This window comes from Hymenobacter arizonensis (genome assembly GCF_900115775.1).
Lineage (GTDB): Bacteria > Bacteroidota > Bacteroidia > Cytophagales > Hymenobacteraceae > Hymenobacter > Hymenobacter arizonensis.
In genome coordinates, this window is record NZ_FOXS01000005.1 from 258,978 (window position 1) to 280,786 (window position 21,809).

11 protein-coding genes and 1 tRNA gene are annotated in these 21,809 nt (G+C 60.5%); 7 read left to right on the plus strand and 5 right to left on the minus strand.

The window, feature by feature from the left end:
* Positions 1-163: 163 nt before the first annotated feature.
* Positions 164-2,170 (minus strand): FAD-dependent oxidoreductase, encoded by a 2,007-nt coding sequence (locus BMZ66_RS17715; protein ID WP_092676743.1) that lies wholly within the window; start codon positions 2,168-2,170, stop codon positions 164-166.
* 383 nt (positions 2,171-2,553) lie between these two features.
* Between BMZ66_RS17715 and BMZ66_RS17720 the strand changes: the two genes are divergently transcribed.
* Together BMZ66_RS17720 and BMZ66_RS17725 are read left to right on the plus strand one after the other, a co-directional pair.
* Positions 2,554-3,078, plus strand: a complete 525-nt coding sequence (locus tag BMZ66_RS17720) for an acyl-CoA thioesterase (protein WP_092676745.1) — start codon at positions 2,554-2,556, stop codon at positions 3,076-3,078.
* A 680-nt stretch (positions 3,079-3,758) separates the two neighbouring features.
* Positions 3,759-10,772 (plus strand): FG-GAP-like repeat-containing protein, encoded by a 7,014-nt coding sequence (locus BMZ66_RS17725; protein ID WP_092676747.1) that lies wholly within the window; start codon positions 3,759-3,761, stop codon positions 10,770-10,772.
* A 384-nt stretch (positions 10,773-11,156) separates the two neighbouring features.
* Here the strand turns inward: BMZ66_RS17725 and BMZ66_RS17730 are convergent, their stop codons facing one another.
* Positions 11,157-13,019: a M1 family metallopeptidase gene (locus BMZ66_RS17730; RefSeq protein WP_092676749.1), complete on the minus strand. Its 1,863-nt coding sequence runs from the start codon at positions 13,017-13,019 to the stop codon at positions 11,157-11,159.
* 288 nt (positions 13,020-13,307) lie between these two features.
* Here BMZ66_RS17730 and BMZ66_RS17735 point away from each other — a divergent pair, with 288 nt between their 5' ends.
* Complete coding sequence (locus tag BMZ66_RS17735; protein ID WP_092676752.1) at positions 13,308-14,216, plus strand: Tle-like phospholipase domain-containing protein; 909 nt, start codon at positions 13,308-13,310, stop codon at positions 14,214-14,216.
* A gap of 354 nt (positions 14,217-14,570) precedes the next feature.
* Here the strand turns inward: BMZ66_RS17735 and BMZ66_RS17740 are convergent, their stop codons facing one another.
* Positions 14,571-16,487: a T9SS type B sorting domain-containing protein gene (locus tag BMZ66_RS17740; protein ID WP_092676754.1), complete on the minus strand. Its 1,917-nt coding sequence runs from the start codon at positions 16,485-16,487 to the stop codon at positions 14,571-14,573.
* Positions 16,488-16,914: 427 nt separating this feature from the next.
* On the opposite strand from BMZ66_RS17740, the gene BMZ66_RS17745 reads away from it, so the two are divergent.
* The 3 genes from BMZ66_RS17745 (at position 16,915) to BMZ66_RS17755 (ending at position 20,062) form a co-directional block, all read left to right on the plus strand.
* Entirely contained in the window at positions 16,915-17,370 is a 456-nt protein-coding gene (locus tag BMZ66_RS17745; RefSeq protein ID WP_092676757.1) for a BLUF domain-containing protein, read from the plus strand.
* A gap of 84 nt (positions 17,371-17,454) precedes the next feature.
* Positions 17,455-19,320, plus strand: coding sequence for a PAS domain-containing sensor histidine kinase (locus tag BMZ66_RS17750; protein ID WP_092676759.1), 1,866 nt, complete (start codon positions 17,455-17,457; stop codon positions 19,318-19,320).
* 163 nt (positions 19,321-19,483) lie between these two features.
* Positions 19,484-20,062: a type 1 glutamine amidotransferase domain-containing protein gene (locus tag BMZ66_RS17755; RefSeq protein WP_177204787.1), complete on the plus strand. Its 579-nt coding sequence runs from the start codon at positions 19,484-19,486 to the stop codon at positions 20,060-20,062.
* A gap of 89 nt (positions 20,063-20,151) precedes the next feature.
* Here BMZ66_RS17755 and BMZ66_RS17760 read toward each other — a convergent pair whose 3' ends face one another.
* Both BMZ66_RS17760 and BMZ66_RS17765 read right to left on the minus strand, forming a co-directional pair.
* Entirely contained in the window at positions 20,152-20,649 is a 498-nt protein-coding gene (locus BMZ66_RS17760; RefSeq protein WP_143080268.1) for a DUF6992 family protein, read from the minus strand.
* Positions 20,650-20,740: 91 nt separating this feature from the next.
* Positions 20,741-21,427, minus strand: coding sequence for a porin family protein (locus tag BMZ66_RS17765; RefSeq protein WP_092676763.1), 687 nt, complete (start codon positions 21,425-21,427; stop codon positions 20,741-20,743).
* 184 nt (positions 21,428-21,611) lie between these two features.
* On the opposite strand from BMZ66_RS17765, the gene BMZ66_RS17770 reads away from it, so the two are divergent.
* Positions 21,612-21,686 (plus strand) — tRNA-Val (locus BMZ66_RS17770).
* Positions 21,687-21,809 lie beyond the last annotated feature (123 nt).

Below are 21,809 nucleotides of genomic sequence, written 5' to 3' on the forward strand. Positions count from 1 at the left end.
GCCTGCTGCAAGAACCAAATGAGGTTTTAAATAGGAAAAGCGAAGCATAGCGGAAAGGCTCCAAATGGGAGCGTGCGACTGCATACGCAAACTTGGCCCCCGAGGGTCAAGGTTTAGCTGCGAGAAACCAGCGGCTCGCAACCAAGCCAAAAACTGAGTGCAACTAAGCCGTGGCCATTTGCTGCGATTCTACAGCCCGGCTGGCTTTCATGCCTTGGGCCGTGAAGTGGGCCAGCGCCATGATGGTGAGCATGGGGTTGACGCCGCTGCACGCCGGAAATGCCGAGCCATCGGCCACAAAGAGGTTTTGCACCTCCACGGTTTCGCCGTTGTTTTTGAGCGGGTGGGTGGCCGCGTCGCCGCCCATGCGGCAGGTACTCATCTGGTGGGCGCTGTAGAGGCCGAACTGGTTGGGCTTCCAGCTCAGGTGTGGGAGCTTGTCGAGCACCTCCGGGTTTTGCAGGGCGCCATCCTGGGCGTGCAAGGTAGGCAGCGTGCCGTGGGGCAGGTACACGGCGGTAGCGCCGGCCGCTACGTGAATCTGGGCGGCGGCGCGCACGCCTTCCAACATGTTATTCCGGTCGAAGTCCGACAGGGTATAGTCAATCAGTGCCGCGCCGTGCTTGTCGAGGGTCACGCGGCCACCGTCGCGGTCGCGGGTGAGGACAATGAACGAGCCCAGGTGGTTAGCGTCGCGCAGCAGCTCGTGGTGCTGCTTGCCCGAGAGCCAGGGCAGCACCATGCTCAGTAGGCCGGGGTGGGTGGGCGGCGTTTCCAGCTTGGCGCCGAAGTTGGTGCCGTGCAGCATGGTGTAGGTGTCGTTGACCACGCTCATGCTCGGGCCGTGCCAGGAGTTCATGGCGTGCGGGTAGCGGGCACCTACCACCACGGTAGGGTGCAGGTGCAGGTGCCGGCCCAGGTGCGGGTGCTTCAGGCCGGAGCGCAGCAGCAGGGCGGGCGTCTGGATGGCGCCGCCAGCCACCACCACGCGCCGGGCCCGCACCCGGATGTGCACGTGGCGGCCGTTGTCGGTGGTGTGCACGGCTTCGGCGCCGGTGGCGCGGCCGTTTTCGATGGTCACCCGGTCGACTTTGGTGTCGGCCAGAATACGGGCGCCATGCTCGAAGGCCGTCTGCAAATACGTGTTCAGGGTGCCTTGCTTGATGCCATAGGCATCGCCGAGGGTGGTGTAGCCCAGGGAGCGAAAGTGGCTATCGGAATCAGTCAGCCCTTTTTCGTTGCGTGGAATCAGCTTCACTTCCTGGCCCAGCTTGGTCGAGCCGTCCCAGAGGGCCTGGTTCTGGCCGTTGTGGCGGGTATAGTTGGTGTTCACGCCGATGGTGCGGGCCACGGCGTTGATGCTTTCCTTGAATTCGAGGGTGGTGAACTGCGGGGCGTTGTGCTCACGGGCCCATTCCTGCAGCACGTAATCGGGGGTGCGGAAGGCGCCGGCCCAGTTCACGGTGGTGCCGCCGCCCAGGCAGGAGCCGGCCAGGATGCCGATGCTGCCGTCCTGGGTTGAAAGGGCTCCTTTGGCGTCATAGAGCTTGCCGAGCATGTCTACTTCGCGCTGCGTAAAGTCGCAGCCGTGGCAGTAAGGGCCTTTTTCAACCACTAGCACATCGTAGCCGGCCTGGGCCAGCTCGCCGGCCACCACGCCGCCACCCGCGCCGCTGCCAATTACCAGCACGTCGCAGTCGTACTCGCTGTCCTGGGTTGGGCGCAGGGTCCGGATGGGCCGGGGCGTGTCCACGGGCTTCTCGTCGGGGCCGGGGTAGCCGAGGCGGCCCCAGGCGGCCGGCACATCGGCCATGCTGCCGCCGTAGTACAGCAGCGTGCACAGCTTGCGCACCGCCTGAAAGCCCTTGCGCAGCTGCGGCACATTGGAGCTGGCCCAGCTTTGCAGCAGCTGCTCGCGCTGCTCGGCGTCGAGCTTACGGAAGGGTTTCAGCGGCCCAAACCAGGTGAGGCCCAGGATGGGCTTCTCCATCAGGTCGAGCAGCTTGCCAAATTCGGCCTGCGCCCCCAGCGGCTGCTCCTGAATGGCGGCTTCCAATTTTGTCAAATCCACCCCTAGGGAACCTGTCGGGCTGCCATCGGGCAGGGGCGGGATAATCGTGTCAGCAAGAGCGTGAAGGACAGCGGAACGGGCTGGGGTGAGCGTGAACATGATGCGGGAATTTTGATGGCTAAAAGGTAGCAATTTTTCCGCAAAGTGTTAGGCGTGCCGAGTAGTTTTCTGGGCTTTGCATGGAAATTCAGCTCCGTAGAACCTCACCCCCGGCCCCTCTCCCGCGGAGAGGGGAGCCACGGCGGCGTAGCTGTAGCGTGGCCGTGCCCGGAGGGACTCTGCGAGTCCGCGCGTGGGCGGGTGTCGTTCGGGTATCGTTCCGGCGCGGACTCGCAGAGGCCGCGTTACATCTCGTCAGGCTCCCCTCTCTTTTGGAGAGGGGCCGGGGGTGAGGTTACTCGCGAGGTGCCCAGCTAAGCCGCATAAAGCCCGAATTGCGACATTTGCCCCAATTCCGCTTGTTCCGCCATTGTCTTAGCCTCATGTCTGCGCTCGTCAAAACCCCCGAAACCACCCACCACGTCTATTTTCAGGACTGCGACATGCTGGGCCACCTCAACAACGCCCGCTACCTCGACTACTTCCTCAACGCCCGCGAAGACCACACTACCGCCCACTACGCCCTGAACATGGGCGAGCTGGCCCGTGAGCAAAAAGCCGCTTGGGTTATCACCAAGCACCACATTAGTTACCTGAAACCGGCGCGGCAGGGCACGCGGGTACGCATAAGCAGCCAGCTCATTCACTTCGACAACTCCAGTTTGGTGCTGGAAATGCAGATGCGCGACGAATCCGGTGCGCGGCTGTTGGCCCTGATGTGGTCCGAAATGGCCTACGTGGCCATGCCCGCCGGCACTCGCACCGACCACGCCAACGCCATGATGGACCTTCTCGACGAGCTGGACGTAGAAGGCGTCGACTACGACCCGGACGGCTTTGATGAGCGGGTGAAAGAGGTGCGCCAGCAGCTGAAGAAGCAGCGGCGCGCGGCAGGCTCAGAAGAATAAGTAGGCTTGGGCCTGGCCATGGCCGCGACGGTATAGTGACGCCAAGGTTATTTGGATATTATATTATTAAAATATAACACAAACGTAAGGCGTGCGGCCAGCAGTTACGGGCATCCAAATAGGCTATGCAATTGCTGGAACCAGCGAAGAAGCTATAGTGGGAGGACAATGAAACAACCCGTGTTTCTAACCTAATAGCAAGTTCTATCATAGCAAGCTTCTGCTCATTAAGCGCAATAGCCTGGCCAGAACAATATTGGTATGGCGGTAGCGGCGCTGTACTCGCTTGGGATACTGGCATGCAAGCGGGCAGCCACCGGAGAAGAAAGCGAAAAGTAGGGTTGAGCAGCTTAGGTGATATAAGAATAGCCCTCTGTGATGCTTGAGGGAGGACGGCTTGCTTAGCTCCACGCGCCCGCACCCTAATTGAGTACTTATGCCTGACTTACTGCACGGTTACTTTCGGCGTAATGCTTAAGAAGCGGGGGCTCATGCAGTCGGCGCATAACTAAAACCCCCGCTGGCGTGAGGATAGTCGCGCTTTAGTGCTTCGGTGATAGCTGTGACATTTGAAGGGGGATTGATAAGTATGCTGTAATAAATAGAGTTCGTTATTCGTAACGTAATAGTATTACGATGTGAGTAGCTTTGCTGCTTATAAATCTCTAGTAATCTTGCATATGCAGCAATTTTTTACTTCTTTAGTACAGTTTGTTTTTATTGTTTCACTACTCAGTGGTTTAAACAGTTCGGTGGGCTGGTCGCAGGTGCCTGTTGCCACTACATTGCTGCCCGCCCGCCATGCAGTAGCCGCCCCACGCTTGGGGCCGGTTTCGCTCACCTTCACTCAAGCCATCACCGCGGCATCGGCGACCAACTTGCGGGTGTACGGTAACCAGGCGCGCGGGCGGCGGCCTGGCACCATGAGCGGGGGGAATACAGCTACGTTGAATTTTGCCCCAACTCAGGCGTTTATGCCTGGCGAGCGAGTAAGCGTCACGGTTCCAAATACGCTTACCAATGCGGCAGGCATTGGCGCCAGCCGTCAGGTGTACCAGTTCATGGCTGCTACGGGCGGTACCGGGGGGGGCTTTTTTCTTGATACCACCGAAATAGCCCATACCAATTCTCGCGACCAAGTCCTTGGCGACATAGACAACGATGGCGACCTGGACCTGCTGACTAGCGCTGGCCTCTACGGGATGTATTCTTACTTCAACGATGGCCAGGGCCATTTCACAGCCCACAGCAACGTTGCAGTAGGCCGTACGCCTAGTGGCGCCACGCTGGCGGATGTCAATGGCGACGGTTTCCTCGATTTGCTGGCCGGCGATGCCGACAATGCCACTGTTGCCATTGCCCTCAACAACGGCAACGGAGAATTTGGCATTTTGGCTCTGGCAGGACAATTAGTGACGGTAGGGGCCCGGCCTGTGAGCATAGCTACAGGCGACGTGGACGGTGATGGCGACCTGGACTTTGTAACAGCGAACTTCAGCAGTAACACGGCCAGCGTGGGCTTTAACAGCAGCACTACTGGTTTTTTTACGGCAACTACTTCCACAGTGAGTGTGGGACAGCAGCCCACGGCCGTCCAATTGGGCGACATCGATAATGACGGCGACCTAGACCTGCTGACAGCTAATAGCGGTAGCAACTCGGTTAGTGTGCGGCTGAACAATGGTGCCGGTTTGTTTTTTGGAAGTACCAGCGTGGCCGTTGGCGTCGCGCCTACTGATTTGGCACTGGTTGACCTAGACCTTGATGGCGACCTCGACTTGCTCACCACCAACGCCATAGATGGCACGCTTAGCGTGCGCTTCAACAACTTGGGTACGTTTTCCGGCACAACCACACTGGCCTTGCCTACCGGCAGCACGCCCAGCGGGCTCAGTATCGGCGATGTAGACGCCGACGGCGACCCGGACGTTGTAGTAGCCCAGGGGAGCGGCGGTCAGGTAATCACCTATATTAATAATGGTGCTGGGGTGCTGGCTATTCAGTACGGTGCTTTAGAATTAGCTGCGAGTTCCTTCCGTTTACCCAATTCATTAGGCGTTACGCTGGGCGATGTGGACGGCGACTTAGACCTCGACATCATCACTGCCGACGGCTCCCGTGGTAGGGTAGTACTGGGGCGCAACGGCTTGGCACCGCCCGTAGTAGCGCCGGCGCTGAGTGCGTTTTCGCCGGGTGCCGGGCCAGTGGGCACAGGTGTGCGCATAGCGGGCTCAGCGCTGAGCAGCACCTCAGTAGTTTTATTCAATGGAACGCCGGCCAGTTTTGTGGTCAATTCTAATGTGCAACTCACTGTTGCAGTGCCGGCTGGCGCCAGCACGGGCCCCATTTCTGTGACCACGCCTGGCGGCACGGTCACACTACCTCAGCCCTTTGTAGTGACGTCCGGACCCGTTGCGCCAGTGCTCATAACGAGCACCGTGCCTGCCCGCAACGCCGTGGCAGCTAGTGCTACGGCCGCTTTACAGGCCACTTTTAATAGCCCAATTTCTAGCTTTTCTGCTTCTGGCCTGCGGGTGTTTGGCTCACAACGGCGCGGGCGGCAACTAACGACGGCCAGCGGGGGCGGCACGGCCACTCTTACCCTGTTGCCCAGCCCGGCGTTTTTGCCCGGAGAGCGAGTGTCGTTAACCCTGCCAGCTTCACTTACCGGTACCTCGGGTGGCTCGGTAAGAGGACAGGTAGTTGATTTTCGAATAGCGACAGGCGGCACGGGTGAAGGGGTTTTTGAGGCAGCCGGCAGTACTTCCGTCTCGGCTTCGGCTACGGTCCAGGGCCTGCGCGCGGTTGACATTGATAACGACGGCGACCTCGACATAGTGGCAGCCCAGGGTAGCAATACCTCCACTAGCTCCTTACTTATACGGATAAACAATGGCACCGGAACATTTACTGCCCTTACCACGGGGGCGCCCAGTTTGCAGAGCGGCGACTATGAAGCCGAGCCGGCCGATGTCGACGGCGACGGTGACTTCGACCTGCTGGTGTTACAAGCCAACCGCATTAGCGTGTGGAGCAACAACGGGCAAGGAAGGTTTGTACCCGGGGCAACCCTAGTGGTGCCAACCAACAACTCGCTGCGGTGGCTCCGTGTAGGCGACCTCGACGCTGACGGTGACCTGGACGTGGCCTTTGCACAAAATTCCGATGATGTATACATTGCTCTCAACAATGGGACGGGGATGTTTGTCGTGGGCGGAAAAGCCGAATTTAATAACATCTATCAGATGCGCCTAGCCGACCTCGATGCGGACGGTGACCTGGACATCATGACCGTTTCCAACACGGAACTGGCTACGGCGCTCAACAACGGGCACGGCGTCATGGTACGCCAGCCCGGCCAGGCTGTGAACACACCGCGCATAGTGCAGGATATGGAAATAGGCGACCTCACGGGCGACGGGTTCCCCGATGCAGTCGTAATAACATACAATTATCATCTTAATGGGGGAGGTAATCTCCCGGGCCTTCTGGCCGTTTGGCCCGGTTTGGGCAACGGCCAGTTTGGGCCCCGCGGTGTACCAGTGGAACTGCCTTTGTACCCCAAGACGCTAGCGTTGGCGGATGTGAATTCAGACGGCAGGCTCGATGCACTGACCATGAGTACCGACCGACCGAGTAATACGTCGGTGCTCAACAGCGCTGCTTCTTTGCAGGTGCGTCTCGGCGACGGGCGCGGTGGTCTGTTGCTGCCGGAGGTATATGCTCTTTCCGTGGCCAACCAAGAAGTATCCAGGCCTGAGGTTGGGGATTTTGATGGAGACGGCGATGTGGACTTGGCATTCGGCAATCTAACAGCAGCTACTGTGGCTGTGCGATTCAATACCGGCCGGCCAGTTCCGACTATTTTAAGCATGATACCCGCGCAAGGGCCCGTGGGCACGCGTGTCAGTCTTTTCGGTACCAATCTTACCAGTACGAAGGGCATAACGTTTGGTGGGGTTGCTGCCACCGAAATCTTGGTAGTCTCGCCCACAGAGTGCGCGGTGGTTGTGCCTGCTGCTGCCAGCACCGGCCCTGTTGCTCTTACCACCCCCGGCGGCACCGGCACCAGTCCTAATTCCTTCACGGTAGTAGTGCCTGTGCCCGTGGCAACCCGCACGCCGGCCCGCAATGCCGAGAGCGTTGCGTTGAGCGCGAATGTGAGTGTGAGCTTTCCGCAAAGCCTTTCCACTGGTTCGGCCGGAGCGCTGGTGGTGCACAGCGAGCAGCGGCAGGGCCGGCGCGCGGGCACGGCCAGTGGCGCAGGCACGGCTTCCCGCACTTTCGCCCCTAGTTTGGGTTTTGCACCCGGAGAACGGGTGCAGGTTTCCTTGCCTGTGCCGAACGGCGTGAGCACGGGCAGCGCCCAGCCTCAAGTGTATAATTTCACGGCGGCCACTAGCGGGCCGGGCCGGGCCAATCTGCGCTGGGCGCAGAATCATGCGAATGCCCCCGGTGGCTTCTATGCTTACTACACGCAGACAGCAGGTGCTGTAGGCGACTTTGACGAAGACGGTGCTCCAGACTTGGTATCTATCGAATTGTTTTCCTCAAGTCAACTGCGCATCTTGTTCAACGACGGGCACGGTAAGTTTGGAGCCCGTACCCTGGCATTTGCCGTGCCTTTGCTGAGGGGGGTGCGGGTGGCCGACCTCAATGGCGATTCCCACTTGGATTTGCTAATGGTGGAGTACTTCGCCCGCCGTAGCAACAACCGCGAAGTGAACCGCCTGACGTGGTGCGCAGGCACTGGCACGGGCAGCTTTGGAGCGGTGCAGCCGTTGTATCAGTTCAACGGTAACGGAGAAAACGTAGAGGTGGCCGTGGGGGACTTGAACGCCGACGGTGAGCTTGATATTGCCGCTCTTATTCAGGGTTCCGACAGCGTGCTGGTGGCTATGAACCAAGGCAACGGCACCTTCCGGCGACACGCTAATGCTGCGGCTGTGCGCTATGCTAACACCTTACGCCTGGCCGACATCGACAACAACGGTACGCTGGATTTGCTCACGGTCGGTTCCGGCACCCCCTACATGAGCCGTGGCATGGGCACCGGCACCGGCGATTTTGTGACTGCTTCGCCTCTTGTGCTTCCGGCAGGCGGCATAAGCCTAGAAATAGGTGACTTGGACAATAACGGCAACATCGACCTGGTGTTGGGGACCGCTCCTTATAACACTCAGGGTAATGTGCACTTCTTTCTTGGCGATGGCCAGGGAGGCTTCGTTCTGAGCCAGCAAGTGGGAAATTATAGCAACCCCGGGTTCTTGCGCCTAGCCGATTTCGACGCCGATGGCGCTCTGGATTTACTTATGGGCCAACTTAGCAGCTATTCAGGGGTGACTTTGCTGCTTAATAATGGTTCGGGCCAGTTTGGCCGTCCGGCCTCTTTCGGCGACAAAGTTGTGCCCCGCTGCGTCACCGTGGCCGATATGGACCTAGATGGCAGCCTGGATTTAACCATCGGCGGCGACAGCCTCTCGGGCCCCGGACTTGGTACCACGGCTGGCTTGTTTGTGTACCACAACCGGCCAGTGGGGCCCAGCATAAGCAGCTTCACCCCCACAAGTGGTGGAGCCGGCACCGTTGTTACCCTCACGGGCACCGCTTTGAGCAGCGTAACGGGCGTTACCGTGGGCGGGGTTTCAGTGCCGTTTACGGTGGTCTCATCCACCCAAATTACCCTCACCATTAGGACGAATACGGCTACCGGCCGAATTGTTGTCAATTCGCCTTTTGGCACCAGCACCAGCAGCAGCAACTTCACCATGCCGGCGCCCACCATCAGCAGCTTTACTCCAAGCAGCGGCGCGGTGCAGCGGCTCGTCACCGTTACGGGAACCTATTTTAGCGGCGCCACGGCCGTTCGATTCAATGGGTTGACTGCCCCAGGCTTCAATGTGGTTTCTGAAACCGTGATTACGGTGCTAGTGCCTGCGGGAGTCAGCACCGGCGCACTGAGTGTCACCACTCCCAGTGGCACCGCTAGCAGTGCTACGCCGTTTACGTTCTCGGCTGTAGCCTCGGGCTTCACACCGGGCCGCAACGCCCAACATGTAGCCCGCAATGCGAACCTAAACCTGAATTTTTCGCAGATAGTGAGCAGCGCAGCTGCTGCTGATATACGCGTGTTTGGCAACCAGGTGCGCGGCAAGCGGGGCGGGGTTATGGCAGGGGGCGGAAGCACTTCGCTCACCTTTGACCCCGCGCAAGACTTTGCTCCGGGCGAAGAAGTGAGCGTCACCATCCCTAATTCTTTTCTGGGTACCCAAGGCGGGCAGTCTTCCAAACAAGTCTTTACCTTCCGTGCCGCCACCGGCGGGAGCGGGATGGGTACCTTTAGCAGCCCCCAAACCCTGGCGCTAAGCGGAGGACCTTGGGAAGCACAAATCGGGGACATTGATAATGACGGCGACCAAGACGTAGTAACCGTCAACTATACTAACGGCGGATACGATTTTATCAATTTTGCCTTAAACAACGGCAATGGCACGTTCGTAAAAGCTACCCCTTTGCAGGTTTCGGCACATGCCCACTTCCTGCGCCTAGCGGATTTCAACGGCGACGGCGCCTTGGATATCGTGACGGTGCACGACTTTATTGTCTCCGTGCGCATGAACGATGGCACCGGAACCTTTGGCTCCGTGCAAAACATCAACGGCCCGGGCGGACAAAGCCTAGAGGTTGGCGATATCGACGGCGATGGCGACTTGGATATTGTAACCGTGAACTACAACCAGGTGGCCGCTTATGTAATTAAAAACAACGGCACCGGTACCTTCACAACAGGGGCACAGCAGTCCATGTCGACCCCGTGTCGCTCCATAAGGCTAGGCGATGTGGACAGCGACGGCGACCTTGACCTCGTGGCTACTGGTACTAACACAAACGGGTCCGGCAATTTGCTGGTTGTACGCCTCAACGATGGCAACGGTACGTTCACGGGGACTTACTCGCTGGCCTTGCCCCGCGTTCCGGTTAGCTTTTCGATTGCTGACCTCGACAACGATGGCGATTTGGATGCGGCCGTTGTGGGCTACCACCCAAACTTTAGCATAGCAGATGCGGGCCTGAATGTGTACCTCAACGATGGCTTGGCCCGCTTTACGCCGGGGCAGCACATCACTTATGCTACTCATAACGAAGTGCCAAGAGGCTTAGTGTTTGGTGACATTGACGGCGACGGCGACCTGGACGCACTGATTAACGTTCGCAGCGTGACAGGGGGCCTCAACGAGGTGCGGCCTCACCTCAACAACGGCAGCGCTTTATTTACTAGTGTCACGGCGGTGCCCACCACAAACCAAGACGATATTGCCGTAGGCGACCTGGATGGTGACGGCGATTTAGACTTTGTAGCTCCAAGCGTTGGTAATTTCAATCTGGTCATTCACCTGAACGGGCCTGCCCGTCCTACCGCTACTGCCTCCGCCACGGCACAGCGCCTCGTGCTGTATCCAAACCCCGCCCAGCAGCAGTTTACACTGGCCGTGCCAGCGGGACTGCTCACCCAAAAGGGCACCATTATGCTCCTCAATAGCCTTGGCCAGGTGGTGTACCAACAGCCTGTGGCCGCCGCCCCGGCCGGGATTCAGACCGTCGTTGATGTCCGTCGCTTAGCTGCCGGGATGTACACGGTTCATCTTAAGATGACCAATGTCCAGCCGGTGGTAGGGCGCTTAATGATAGAATAGTGCACCGCCCTGCGGGCTGGACTTGGAACCCTTGTTCGGAACCCAGCCCGCGGGATACCTTGCGTTATTGCATTAATAAGCAAATGGAAATTAGCGTAAAGCTGAAAATCTTCGCTTGTATTCGTAAACAGGGTATAAACTGAAGATGCTGGAAAGCCAACCCTTGTTCAGACTGGGAAATCAAGGGGCATTCTACGCGCGCAGCCGGGCTGGACTTTTCATGAAATTTCAAGTATTAAGCAGAAAAGCAGAACGACCAGAATCAGGAGCATACAGGCGCCAATGGCATAGAAGAAAGCCCCCGCTGGTGCTCAGCGGGGGCTTTCGGCGTCAACTTAGGGCTTTTATTGTTTGGTCGGTTCGGCGAGTTTCGGAGTGGGGCGGCTACCGCTGAGTCCAGCTATTGTTTTTCTCGTTCGCATCCATGAAAACGCCTTGCTGCAAGCTCACCGTTTTGGGGGCTTTGGGCAGGGTGATGGTGGCTTGCTTCTGGTTGGCCTGCCAGACGGCGGGCGACTGGTGCAGGGTGGCTTTGGTGCCATCGGTGTACTCCACGGCCACATCGAAGGGGATGGCGAAGCCGCCGATGTTCTGGACCGTGACGGTGGTGCCGGTGACGGGCGCCACGGCGAGGTCGATGTAGCTATTTGTGAAAAACCAGTTGTTGAAAAACCAGTTCAGGTTTTGGCCCGAGGTAGTGCTGAAGGAATTGAAATAGTCCCACGGAATGGGGTGTTTGCCGTGCCAATCGGCCATGAAGGCGTGCAGGCATTTCTTGAACATGGCATCGCCGAGCATGTCCTTGAGGGCGAAGTAGCTGAGGGAGGGCTTGCCGTAGGCGTTATTGCCGTAGCCGGCGCGCAGCTCGTTGCTGGGTGTAATGATGGGCAGGTCCTGGGCGGCGTTGCGGTCGTTTATCCAGCGGCTGACGCGGAATTTCTTGTAGAAGTCGTCGGCCGTGGCGGCGCCGTTTTCGGCGGTGTTGATGAGGCGCTCGAAGGTGGTGGCCCAGCCTTCGTCCATGAACGCGAAGCGACTTTCGTTGATGCCCATGTAGAAGGGGAACCAGGTGTGGGCAATTTCGTGGTCCTGCACAAACTGCGCGAACTTGGGGTCTTCCTGGGGGCTGTCGTTCACCATCATGGGGTATTCCATGTCGGCGAAGCCCTGGAAAGCCGTCATCTTGGGGAAGGGGTAGGGGATGCCGGGCCAGTTTTTGGGGTCAGAAAACCAGCCGAGAGCAAACTGGCCATTCTTCACCGACTGGCGGAAGTCGACGGTGGAATCGGCGTAGGCGGCCTGCATGCTGGCACGGCGCTTGGTGCGGGCGTCTACCACCACGCTAGCGGCGTCCCACACGTAGCGGTTGCTGAGACCTACCGTGACGTCAGAAATATCCTTAGCGGTCCAGACCCAGGTGTTGAAGGGCTGCTGGGCGGTGATGTTCTTCTTAGCCAAGTCGGCAGCGGTGGCCACGTGAATGACCTTGTCGCTGGTCATGGACTGCTTCAGGCGCTTGGCGAAGGGCTTTTGCAGCACCTGGTCGGGGTTTTGGAGGGTGCCGGTGGCCCATACAATGAAGTTGGCCGGAACGCGCACGCGCAGGGTGTAGTCGTTGAAGTCGTTATAAAACTCCTTGCTGTCGACGAAGGGAATGCGGTCCCAGCCGGCGTAGTCATCGTAGACGGCGATGCGCGGGTAGAAGTAGGCCAGGAAGAAGCTGGTGGGGTCGATGCGGCCCTCGCGCCCGCTTTCGAGGGAGATGGGGAAGTGCCAGGCCACGGTGAACTTCACCGAGTCGCGCGGGGCCAGCGGCCGCGGCAGCCGCACGCCCTGAATGGTGCCCAAGCCCTGATTGGCCGGGAACGGCCGGGCCTCCCCGTTGATGCCGAGGGTGTCGATTACCAGGCCTTCGGTGAGGTAGTCGGGCGAGGCGTCGCCGTCGCGGGCGGCGCCGGGCCGGTGAATGTTCATGATGAGGCGCATCACCACTTGCTTCAGCGTGTCGGGGCTGTTGTTGAAGTAGGTGATGGTTTCACGGCCGCGGATGTCGCGGGCGGGCGGGGCGGCCGTCACGGTGATGTCGTAGCGGGCGCGGTTTTGCCAGTACTTGGGGCTGGGTCGGCCATCGGGGCTGCGGGTGCCTTTGTCGTAAGCCTGCTGGATGTCGCGCGGCATGTACAGAGACTGGGCGGTGGCGCGAAACGAGCCCGCCAGCAGCGCGAGGGCAAGAATGGTTCTAATCATAAGATGCTACAGACGCTGGGGCAGCGGTTGGCGCTGCATTGCGTGGAGTAAAAGTAGGGGAGGGGCATCGGTCTTAGGGGCGCCCCGGGCTCGGGACCTGCCGGGCACGGTCGCGCTACGGAACGCGGCGTGTACATTGGGCTCAAATTCGCTCTTGTTGGGAAGGTATTGCTGTGATTATCTCTCTCATCATCCAATAACGTTGGGCTGCAAACACATTGCCTGAGCTCAAAGGCGCCCCTGAATTTTATGCGAAGCAGAAATCTGCAGAAGGAGGCTCTTATTAGAATGCTCGGCTTCTGTTTTTGCCTGCTGCTTAGCGCGTCCTGCCAACCGCACGACCAAGCAGTGGTGCGCATCAAAGCCAAGCAATACACCCGCAGTGTGGCGGAAGTGGCGCAGGCCCGCCTAACGCCCACCCTCTACGACCCGGATTATCTGCTGGTGGGCGATATGGCTATGCTCAGCGCCATTGTGTATTCGGGCGTGAAATCCAGTAACCACCGGCCCGACTACCGCCAGGACACCGCCAAGTACGCCACGGAGCGGCGCGAGCTGGTGCGGCGCGGTTGGCAGCCATTTGCCTTCAGCCACTCCCTGGCGCCACCGACCAAGCAGCGCATGGCCAGCGGACTGGTATACGATGTGTGGGTGCGAACGGCGCCGGGCACTCCGCCACTGGCGGTGCTGGTTTTCAGGGGCACCAACTACCTGGAATTTGCCGACTGGGTGGCCAACGTGCGGCCCCTCACCAACACGCCCGGCGTATGGGACCAGTACGAACAAACCCGCGCCCTGACGCCCATATTAGTAGCCAAGCTGGACTCGGCGTATGGCGGCCGACAGCGCATTTTCGCGGCCGGGCACTCGTTGGGCGGTGGGCTGGCCCAGCACGCGGGCTTCACCTGCGCGCGGGTGGAGAAGGTGTTTGCCTTCAACTCTTCCCCGCTGACGGGCTACTTCGACTTGGCCAAAAAAGAGCGGCTGCACCACGGCAGCAGCCGGCGCACCTACCTCGTGTACGAGAGCTACGAAGTGCTGGCGCTGCTGCGGCTGGTGCCAGGCTTTCTGGACCAGTTCACCGACAATGCCAATGCGGTGGTGGTGCGCTATAATTTCTCGGACGTGCATGCCATCTCACCGTTTCAGCAGCACCAGATGCAGCGGCTGGTGGCAGGGTTACGCAAGGCATATTGAGTCGCTGGAACGAGGTAAAGACGCGCCACTTGGCTGCGCCGACCTGCGGTTCGAGCCTCGGTGTCGACCGATAGTAGGATTTACCCCGTTCCATCAGCCGCGAAGCGGCGCCACGGTGGTAGAAAAGAGCGGAAAAAGCGGTCAGGAGCCGCAAAGCGGCGGCGTGTAGCCAGGCGAAAGTGCCTCCGCTTCGCGGCTCAAGCCAGCACATTAGTCCACTGACTACCAACATGGCGCCGCTTCGCGGCTTGTAGCACTGCGTAAGTCTTGGATTAAATAGTCAACGATGCCTTATGCGGAGATGCCTGACGCGGAGACGCGAGGTGTCGCGTTTCTACATCGTAGGTGCGCTGGCTAGGGCTTCACCTCCACCCAGCCCTTGAACTTGCGGCCGTCGGTGTACGTGACGAGGTAGAAGTAGCTGCCCGCCGCGCCCTGCCCGCCCCAGCGGAAGCCCCGCTCCGACGATTGGTACACCGGCTTGCCCCAGCGCGAGAAAATCTGAATGCTGGCAAACTTGCGCTCGCAGAAGTCGACGGGCAGGTCGGGCATGGTGAGGAAGTCGTTGAGCTTGTCGCCGTTCGGCGTGATGATGTTGGGCGGACGAAAGGCCGCGGAATCCCCAGGCGGCGCCACTTCAAACCGCACCAGCCGGTCCCGAGTCTGGGGTACGCAAGGGCCGGTTTCGGTTAGGCGAAACCGCACCAGCAAGCCCCCGGAGGGAACGGCCTCGCAGGCCGGGTCCCAGCTGAAAGTGCCATCGGCCTGGCCAGCGCCGTTCTGGGCCGTGAAGCTCATCTTCATACTGGCCAAGTCGAAGCCCAGGCCCGTGGCCGTAAGGGCCAGCGCGTGGCGGTCGGCATCGGTGCCGGCCAGCGTGGCGGTGTAGCGGGTGCCCAGGGGCAGGCGTATCACCACCGGCGTGGCCTCGGACACGGGCAGCGGGGCCGGTGGGAACGTGCTGGTGAGCACCGGCGGGGCATTGGGCGGCTGCGTGGCCGTGAAGGCCACGCGCACGGTGTCGCGCCGGGGCAGGCTGCAGCCGTTGTCGGCCACTATCACATCGAGCAGGTACACCTGGCCGCGGGTGTCGATGCACTCCGGAAAGCAAAGCGTGGTGGTGAGGGTATCGGGGGCACCGGCGGCGCGCACCCGGCCGGTGCTGGCGGTGGTGAACTGTGGCAGCAGCCCCGTGAAGTTGACCGGGCGGGTGCTCATCGTGAGCACCGAGTTGGGGTCGGGGTCGGTGAAGCGGATGGTGAGGCAGCGGTTGCCGCCGGGCACCAGGCGCAGGGTGTCGAGGCCCGGGCGATACACGGCCGGGCTGCCCGTGGCGCGCACCTGCATTTGCGGGCCCGTGTTGGTGGGGCAGTTGAGCACGAAGAGCTGGAAGTCGCGGCGCGTTTCGCCAATTTTTACGCCGCGGCGGTATTCTGAGCAGCGCACCCCGAACACGAACAGGCCCAGGCTACTGGGCCGCACGGTGAGGCGGCCGGTGCGAGCGTCGATGCCCAGCGCCGGGCTACCCGGAATCTGGTTGGTGGTGCCCAAGCCGGGGTTCCAGGTGATGAGGCGGTAGGGCGCGGGGCCGGACTGCGTCACCGAGGGGGCAGTGGAGCTGGTGTAGCCGTTGAGCGGGGTCACCATGTCGTAGGCCAGCGAGTCGCCGTCGGGGTCCTGGCCGCCAAAGTCGTAGTAGAACAGCTCGTTGCGGCAGGCGTAGTCGCCCAGCGGCGGGAAAATGCGGGGCGTCGAGTCGATAAACGGCGCGCCGTTGCGCACCACGGCCGGAAACTCCATGTAGAAGGCTTGGGCCGCGTTGTTGGGCGCCACAATGTTGCTGATGGTGTTGTTGCGGCAGCAGCGCTCTACGGCCACGTAATAGCCTTGGGGGCTGTTGTAGGTGTTGGCTTCGAGCACGATGTCGCGGGTGTACACAATGCGGCGGGTGCTCAGCGAGCCCACAGCGCAGGCCGGATTGGTGTAGTTGACGAAGGTGTCGGCGGTCCTCGGCAGCACTATATTCACTATGCGCTGGTTGTTGGCTTTGGCAAAAATGCTGGCCGTGAGCTGGGGGTCGAGCGCGCCGGGTTCGCCGTTAATGGCGTCGAAGTAAAGGTTGAGCGTGAGCGTGTAGGTGCTGCCGGTTTTGTGCTGCAATTCCAGCTCGCCGCCCACAATGTGCGTGGCCGTTGCTGCCAACGGCGCTAAAAGGGCCAGCAGCAGCCAGCACAGCCGAGAAGTAAAGTGAGCCAGTAAGAGGTGCTTCATAGTGTAGTAAGGTAACTAGAAAAATGAAAATCTTCTTGCAGTAACCCGGTACTTTTTAGGAGGAAAGGGAGCCGGGCGTTGCCATTCGCGCCACGCCAAAAGCTGCTTAAAGAGCAAGCCGTCAGGTACCGCTGGTAAGCTGAATAAGCAAAAATCGTCATTCAAAGTTGCGCTTAAGTTGGGTTTCTCTTCAAGTGATGCTCCCTTGTTTTGCCGCCCTTAAAGGCAGCTTCCCAGCCCCAGAAGAAAAGCTGTTTGTGAATCAAACGGCCCCGCCAAAATGTTAGAAAGTGGCTCCTGATAGCAGGGGGGCACTTGTGTTTTTGAGGTGTCGTATATTTGGGATACTTTTTCGCGTGCTACTGTACCGCTTAAAGCATCAGTCCGTATAACACGGCGGTTTCGTTTCAGGGCCGCTGTTTTCAGTATGATTCACATTGTTTACATGAGCCGGGCGGTGCGCCCGCTCTCCGACCAGGAGTTGCAGCAAATGCTGGACCAGTGCCGCCGCGACAACGCCAGCCGCAACGTTACCGGGGTCTTGTTTTACAGCCACGGCAACATTGCCCAGCTCATCGAAGGCGATGCCGCCGTCCTCGAACCCTTGTTTGAAAAGATTTCCCGCGACGGCCGCCACTCCAACGTGGTCGAGCTGGTGAAGAAAAACATTGCCGCCCGCAGCTTCTCCGACTGGTCGATGGCTTTCCACCCCCTGCAAAGCAGCGGTTTCGATGCCCTGGAAGGATTTCTGCTGCCCGACCACCTGCGGCAGCCCCCCAGCACCCTCACCATCGCAGACGCTATGATGGTGGATTTGGTGCGCCTGGCCGTGTTCGGCCCCGATGCCGTGGCCACCGAGCCGGCCGAGCCTGCCCATGCCTGAGGCACATTCCCGGCCGCCGGGCCATCCCACCCCGGAACGCTGCTGCCACTCATGGGCACTGGTGCTCCCTGAAGCATAAAAACCATGCGTGAGCAGAGACTACAGGACATCCTCGAGCACATGCCCGCGGGAGTGGCCACCTTGCAGGGGGCTGAGCTGCGCTACGGCTTCGTGAACGACGCCATGCGTGCCGTGATTGGGCAAGAGGCGCAGGAGGGCCGGCTGGTGGCCGAGCACCCCGGCATCATTCCCGCCGATTTGCTCGACGTCATGCAGCAGGTGTACCAGTCGGGCCGGCCCTTCGTGGCCAAGGCCTACCGCCTGGTGATGTCCGCCAGCGAGAGCCAGCCCTCCGAGCTTAGCTACTACGACATTGCCCTGGAGCCCGTGCGCGAAGGCGGCGGCCCCGTGAGCGGCCTGCTGCTCTTTGCCGTGGACGTGACCGCCCAGGAACAAGCCCGCCAACGGGCCCACGAGCTGGCCATCGAAACCCGCCGCCTCGACACCCGCCTGCGGGTGCTCACCGAAACGGTGCCCCAAATCACGTTTACTCTTAATGCGAAGGGGAAGGTGGAGTACGTGAGCCCGCAGTGGTACTACTTCACGGGCCAGCCGCCCACGGCCGACCTCAACGCCATCTGGCCCCTGCTCATCCACCCCGACGACCGGCTGCGGATACTCTACCAGTCCGACACCGCCCGGGCTGCCGGCACCGGCTGGAACTACGAGTACCGCCTGCGCCGGCACGACGGCCAGTACCGCTGGCTGCTCAGCCGCGCCCTGCCCGAGCTACACGCCCCCGACAAGCCCGTGTTCTGGCACGGCGCCCTCACCGAAATTCACGACCAGCGCGAGCTGTCCGAGGCCTTGCGCCGCGGCGAGGCCGAGCTGCGCTTCCTGGCCGACAGCATCCCGGAGCTCATCTGGACGGCCACGGCCGAAGGCTTTATCGACTACTACAACCAGTTCACGGGCGAGTACACCGGCCTCACCCGCGACGAGCTGGGCCCCACTGGCTGGATAAACCTGCTCGAGCCCAGCGAGCAGGCCAACGCGGCCCGCCGCTGGGTGCACAGCATCGCCACCGGCGAGCCCTACGAAGGCCTGTTCCGCATGCGCCGCCACGACGGCGTCTACCGCTGGCACATCATCCGGGCCCGCCAACTCACCGATACGCGCGGCCCGCGCTGGTTCGGGGCCTGCACCGATGTAGACGACCAGCACCGCCTGCGCGAGGTGCTGCAAACCCAGTACGACGAGCTGGCCCGCACCAACCGCGACCTCGACACCTTCGTGTACACGGCTTCGCACGACCTCAAGCAGCCCCTGCTCAACCTGCGCGGCCTGTTTGACGAGCTGCGCCGCACCGCTTCATTCAAAGACCCCGAAGAAGAAGAAATCCAGACCATGGTCGACGGCGCCCTCAGCCAACTCGACACCACCTTGCAGGAGCTGGCCGCCACCGTGCAGGACCAGCGCGGCCTCTCGGCCCCCGCCGAGGCCCTGAACCTGCGCAGCGTGGCCGAAGAAGTGCTGCTGGGCCTGCGCGCCCAGGTGCAGGAAGCCGGCGCCACCGTCGAGCTCAATTTCGAAGAAGCGCCCTCGCTCACCTACGGCCGCGCCAACCTGCGCTCCATTATGCACAACCTGCTCAGTAACGCCCTCAAGTTTGCCGACCCCGAGCGGGCGCCCCTGGTGCAGGTGCACAGCCACCTCAGCAGTACGGGCCAGCCCACCCTCACCGTGCAAGACAACGGCCTGGGCATGGCCTTGCCCGACGCGCCCAATTCTGTTTTTCAGCCCTTCAACCGCCAGCATCCGCACATTGGGGGCGCCGGCGTGGGCATGTACCTGGTGCAGCGCATCATCACGAGCCGGGGCGGGCACCTGGAGGTGGCCAGCACCGTGGGCGAAGGCACCACGTTTACCATTCACTGGTTTGATGCGTAGCGCGGCGGTGGTTGGCTGCGCTCGGCATAGCGGGCGTTTTACCACTTGCTGCCAGCCAATGCTTTTCTTTTGCCTGCACTGCAGGCCAAACCAAAGGCGCGGGAGGGCGTAAACCAAGCAGGCCGGGTATATCCCCGGCCTTCTCGTTTACACCACACTAGCTATGAGCATCTTCAGCAGCGACAAACTCAAGGGTAAGAAAATTGCCATCATTGCCACCGACGGCTTCGAACAATCGGAGCTCGACGAACCCAAGAAATACCTCGAAGGCGAGGGCGCCGAAACCCACGTCATCTCCCTCAAAAGCGGCTCCATTAAGGGCTGGGACGGTCCCAGCAAAGATTGGGGCAGCAAAGTAGACGTCGACAAAGTCATTGCCGACGCTCGACCCGCCGACTACGACGCCTTGGTGCTGCCCGGTGGCCAAATGAACCCCGACATCCTGCGCATGGACAAGGACGTGGTCAGATTCGTACGCGAATTTGCTGCTTCCAACAAAGTCATCGCCGCCATCTGCCACGGCCCCTGGACGCTGATTGAGGCCGACGTCGTGCGCGGCAAGCGCGTCACGAGCTGGCCCAGCCTCCAAACCGACCTGCGCAACGCCGGTGCCCACTGGGAAGACGCCGAAGTGGTAACCGACCACGGCCTCATCACCAGCCGCAAGCCCCAGGACATTCCGGCCTTCAACAAGAAGATTGTAGAAGAAATGCTCGAGCCCCAGCACGGCGGCAACGCCTAAGCTCCCGTGTTGGAGAGTTGCAGCTCGCCCACGCGAACTTTGTTCCATCCTAAAAGCCCCGTTTCTGCACAGAAACGGGGCTTTTTGCTTCAGGTGCCCATCAGCGGGAGCCACGCCTGGCCCTGCCAGTGCAGCAGGCCCCACATCACGGCATCGAAAACCAGCAGAAAGCCGCCTTGTAGCCACAACGAGCGACCAAACCCGCGCAGCCGGGTGGGGTGGGCCTGCTCGGGCTGGCGGGCCAGGGCTTGTAGGTAGAAACCAGTCATAATATAAGCCGCGTCGAGCCCGGTGTTGAAGATGAACAGGTTTTCATTCACCAACTGGCTCTGGAGCAAGTCGGCCAGCCGCAAGCCCACCGGGGCGGTAAAGTGCAGGTGCAGTATACCCCAGCAGGCCAGCCCCGCGTTCACCAGGCCCCAGCCCACGTTCATGCTGTGGAAATGGTAGGGCTCGTGGCGGCGGTCGGCGTTGGCCACCATATACCCGCTCACCACGAGGTTGAGCAGGGCCCAGGCGGCGAGCACGGCCAGGCCCCGGCCAATAAGCAATTCGCTGGCTAGGAGGAGGGAAGCAATGTCGGGCATGGGCAGGGCGGGCGGCACCCCACAAAAAAAGGAAGCCTAGAAGACTTCCTTTTTTGAGGATGGAAATGTGGAAGAAGGAAAAGGGAAATGCTTATTGGGTGAAGCCGATGCCCAAGTAAATCTGGAAGAGGTTGTTGTAGATTTTGGCGTTCGAGAAATTGGGGTTGATGGTAGTCGACGAGCCGCCGTCTTCGAACAGCTTGCCCAAGCTCAGGTTGTAGCGGGCGCCAAGCCGCGCCGGGCCCAGGCGGGCTTCTACTCCGCCTACTCCGCCGTAGTCCAACGAGTTAAAGCCGTTGGCCGAGATGTCTAGGTCTTCGCTGCCACGCCGGATGTTGGTGAGCAGCGACACTTGCGGCCCGACGTGAAAGCTGAGCGTTTCGGTCACGTTGCCCACAAACATGACGGGCACCGTGATGTAGTCCATGCGGTAGCGCTGCTGCGTTGCCGCGCCAGCGCCCACGCCCGTATTGGCGTCGAAGCCTTGGCGCGAGTAAAGCAGCTCGGCTTGCACCGAGGCGAATTCGTTGAAGCCAAACTGGCCGTACACCCCGGTGTGAAAGTCGTTGCGGGCATCTCGTGTTACGTTCTGCACGTCGTCGCCGCGCAGGCTGTTCACGTTGATGCCGCCCTTGATGCCAAAGCCCGTATTGCGCGAGTCGGTGACGCCGCCACCGGTGTAGTCCTTAGAAGAAAGGCTGCCGCCCGGCCGCGCCTGTGCAAATGCCGCCGTAGAACCAGTTACGGCGAACAGTAAAAACAGAAGAGTCTTTTTCATGAGTGAAAGAAGATGAGGAAATGAGGCCAATGCCCAGGGTAAGATTACTATCCCCTTTTGCAGCTATACTTTGCCCGGGCCAGAAAGTTGCCGGGGCGCTGAGTAAAGGCGAAAAAACGGTTGCTGCCTGTGCGCCCAAGCGCTACCTTTGAGGCGGCTACTCGTTAGTACGTAGCCACAGCCTGGGGTGTTAGCTCAGTTGGTTCAGAGCGCCACCCTGACACGGTGGAGGTCGTTGGTTCGAGCCCAATACGCCTCACAGGAAACCCTCATTGCAATGTGCAGTGAGGGTTTTTTTTATTGATTTTGCTCTCGTCGGCGTTCCGGTTTTCGAGTCGTGGGCAGGCGAGTTGGATAGCGTGAGAAGCCTTCCTGAACCGCC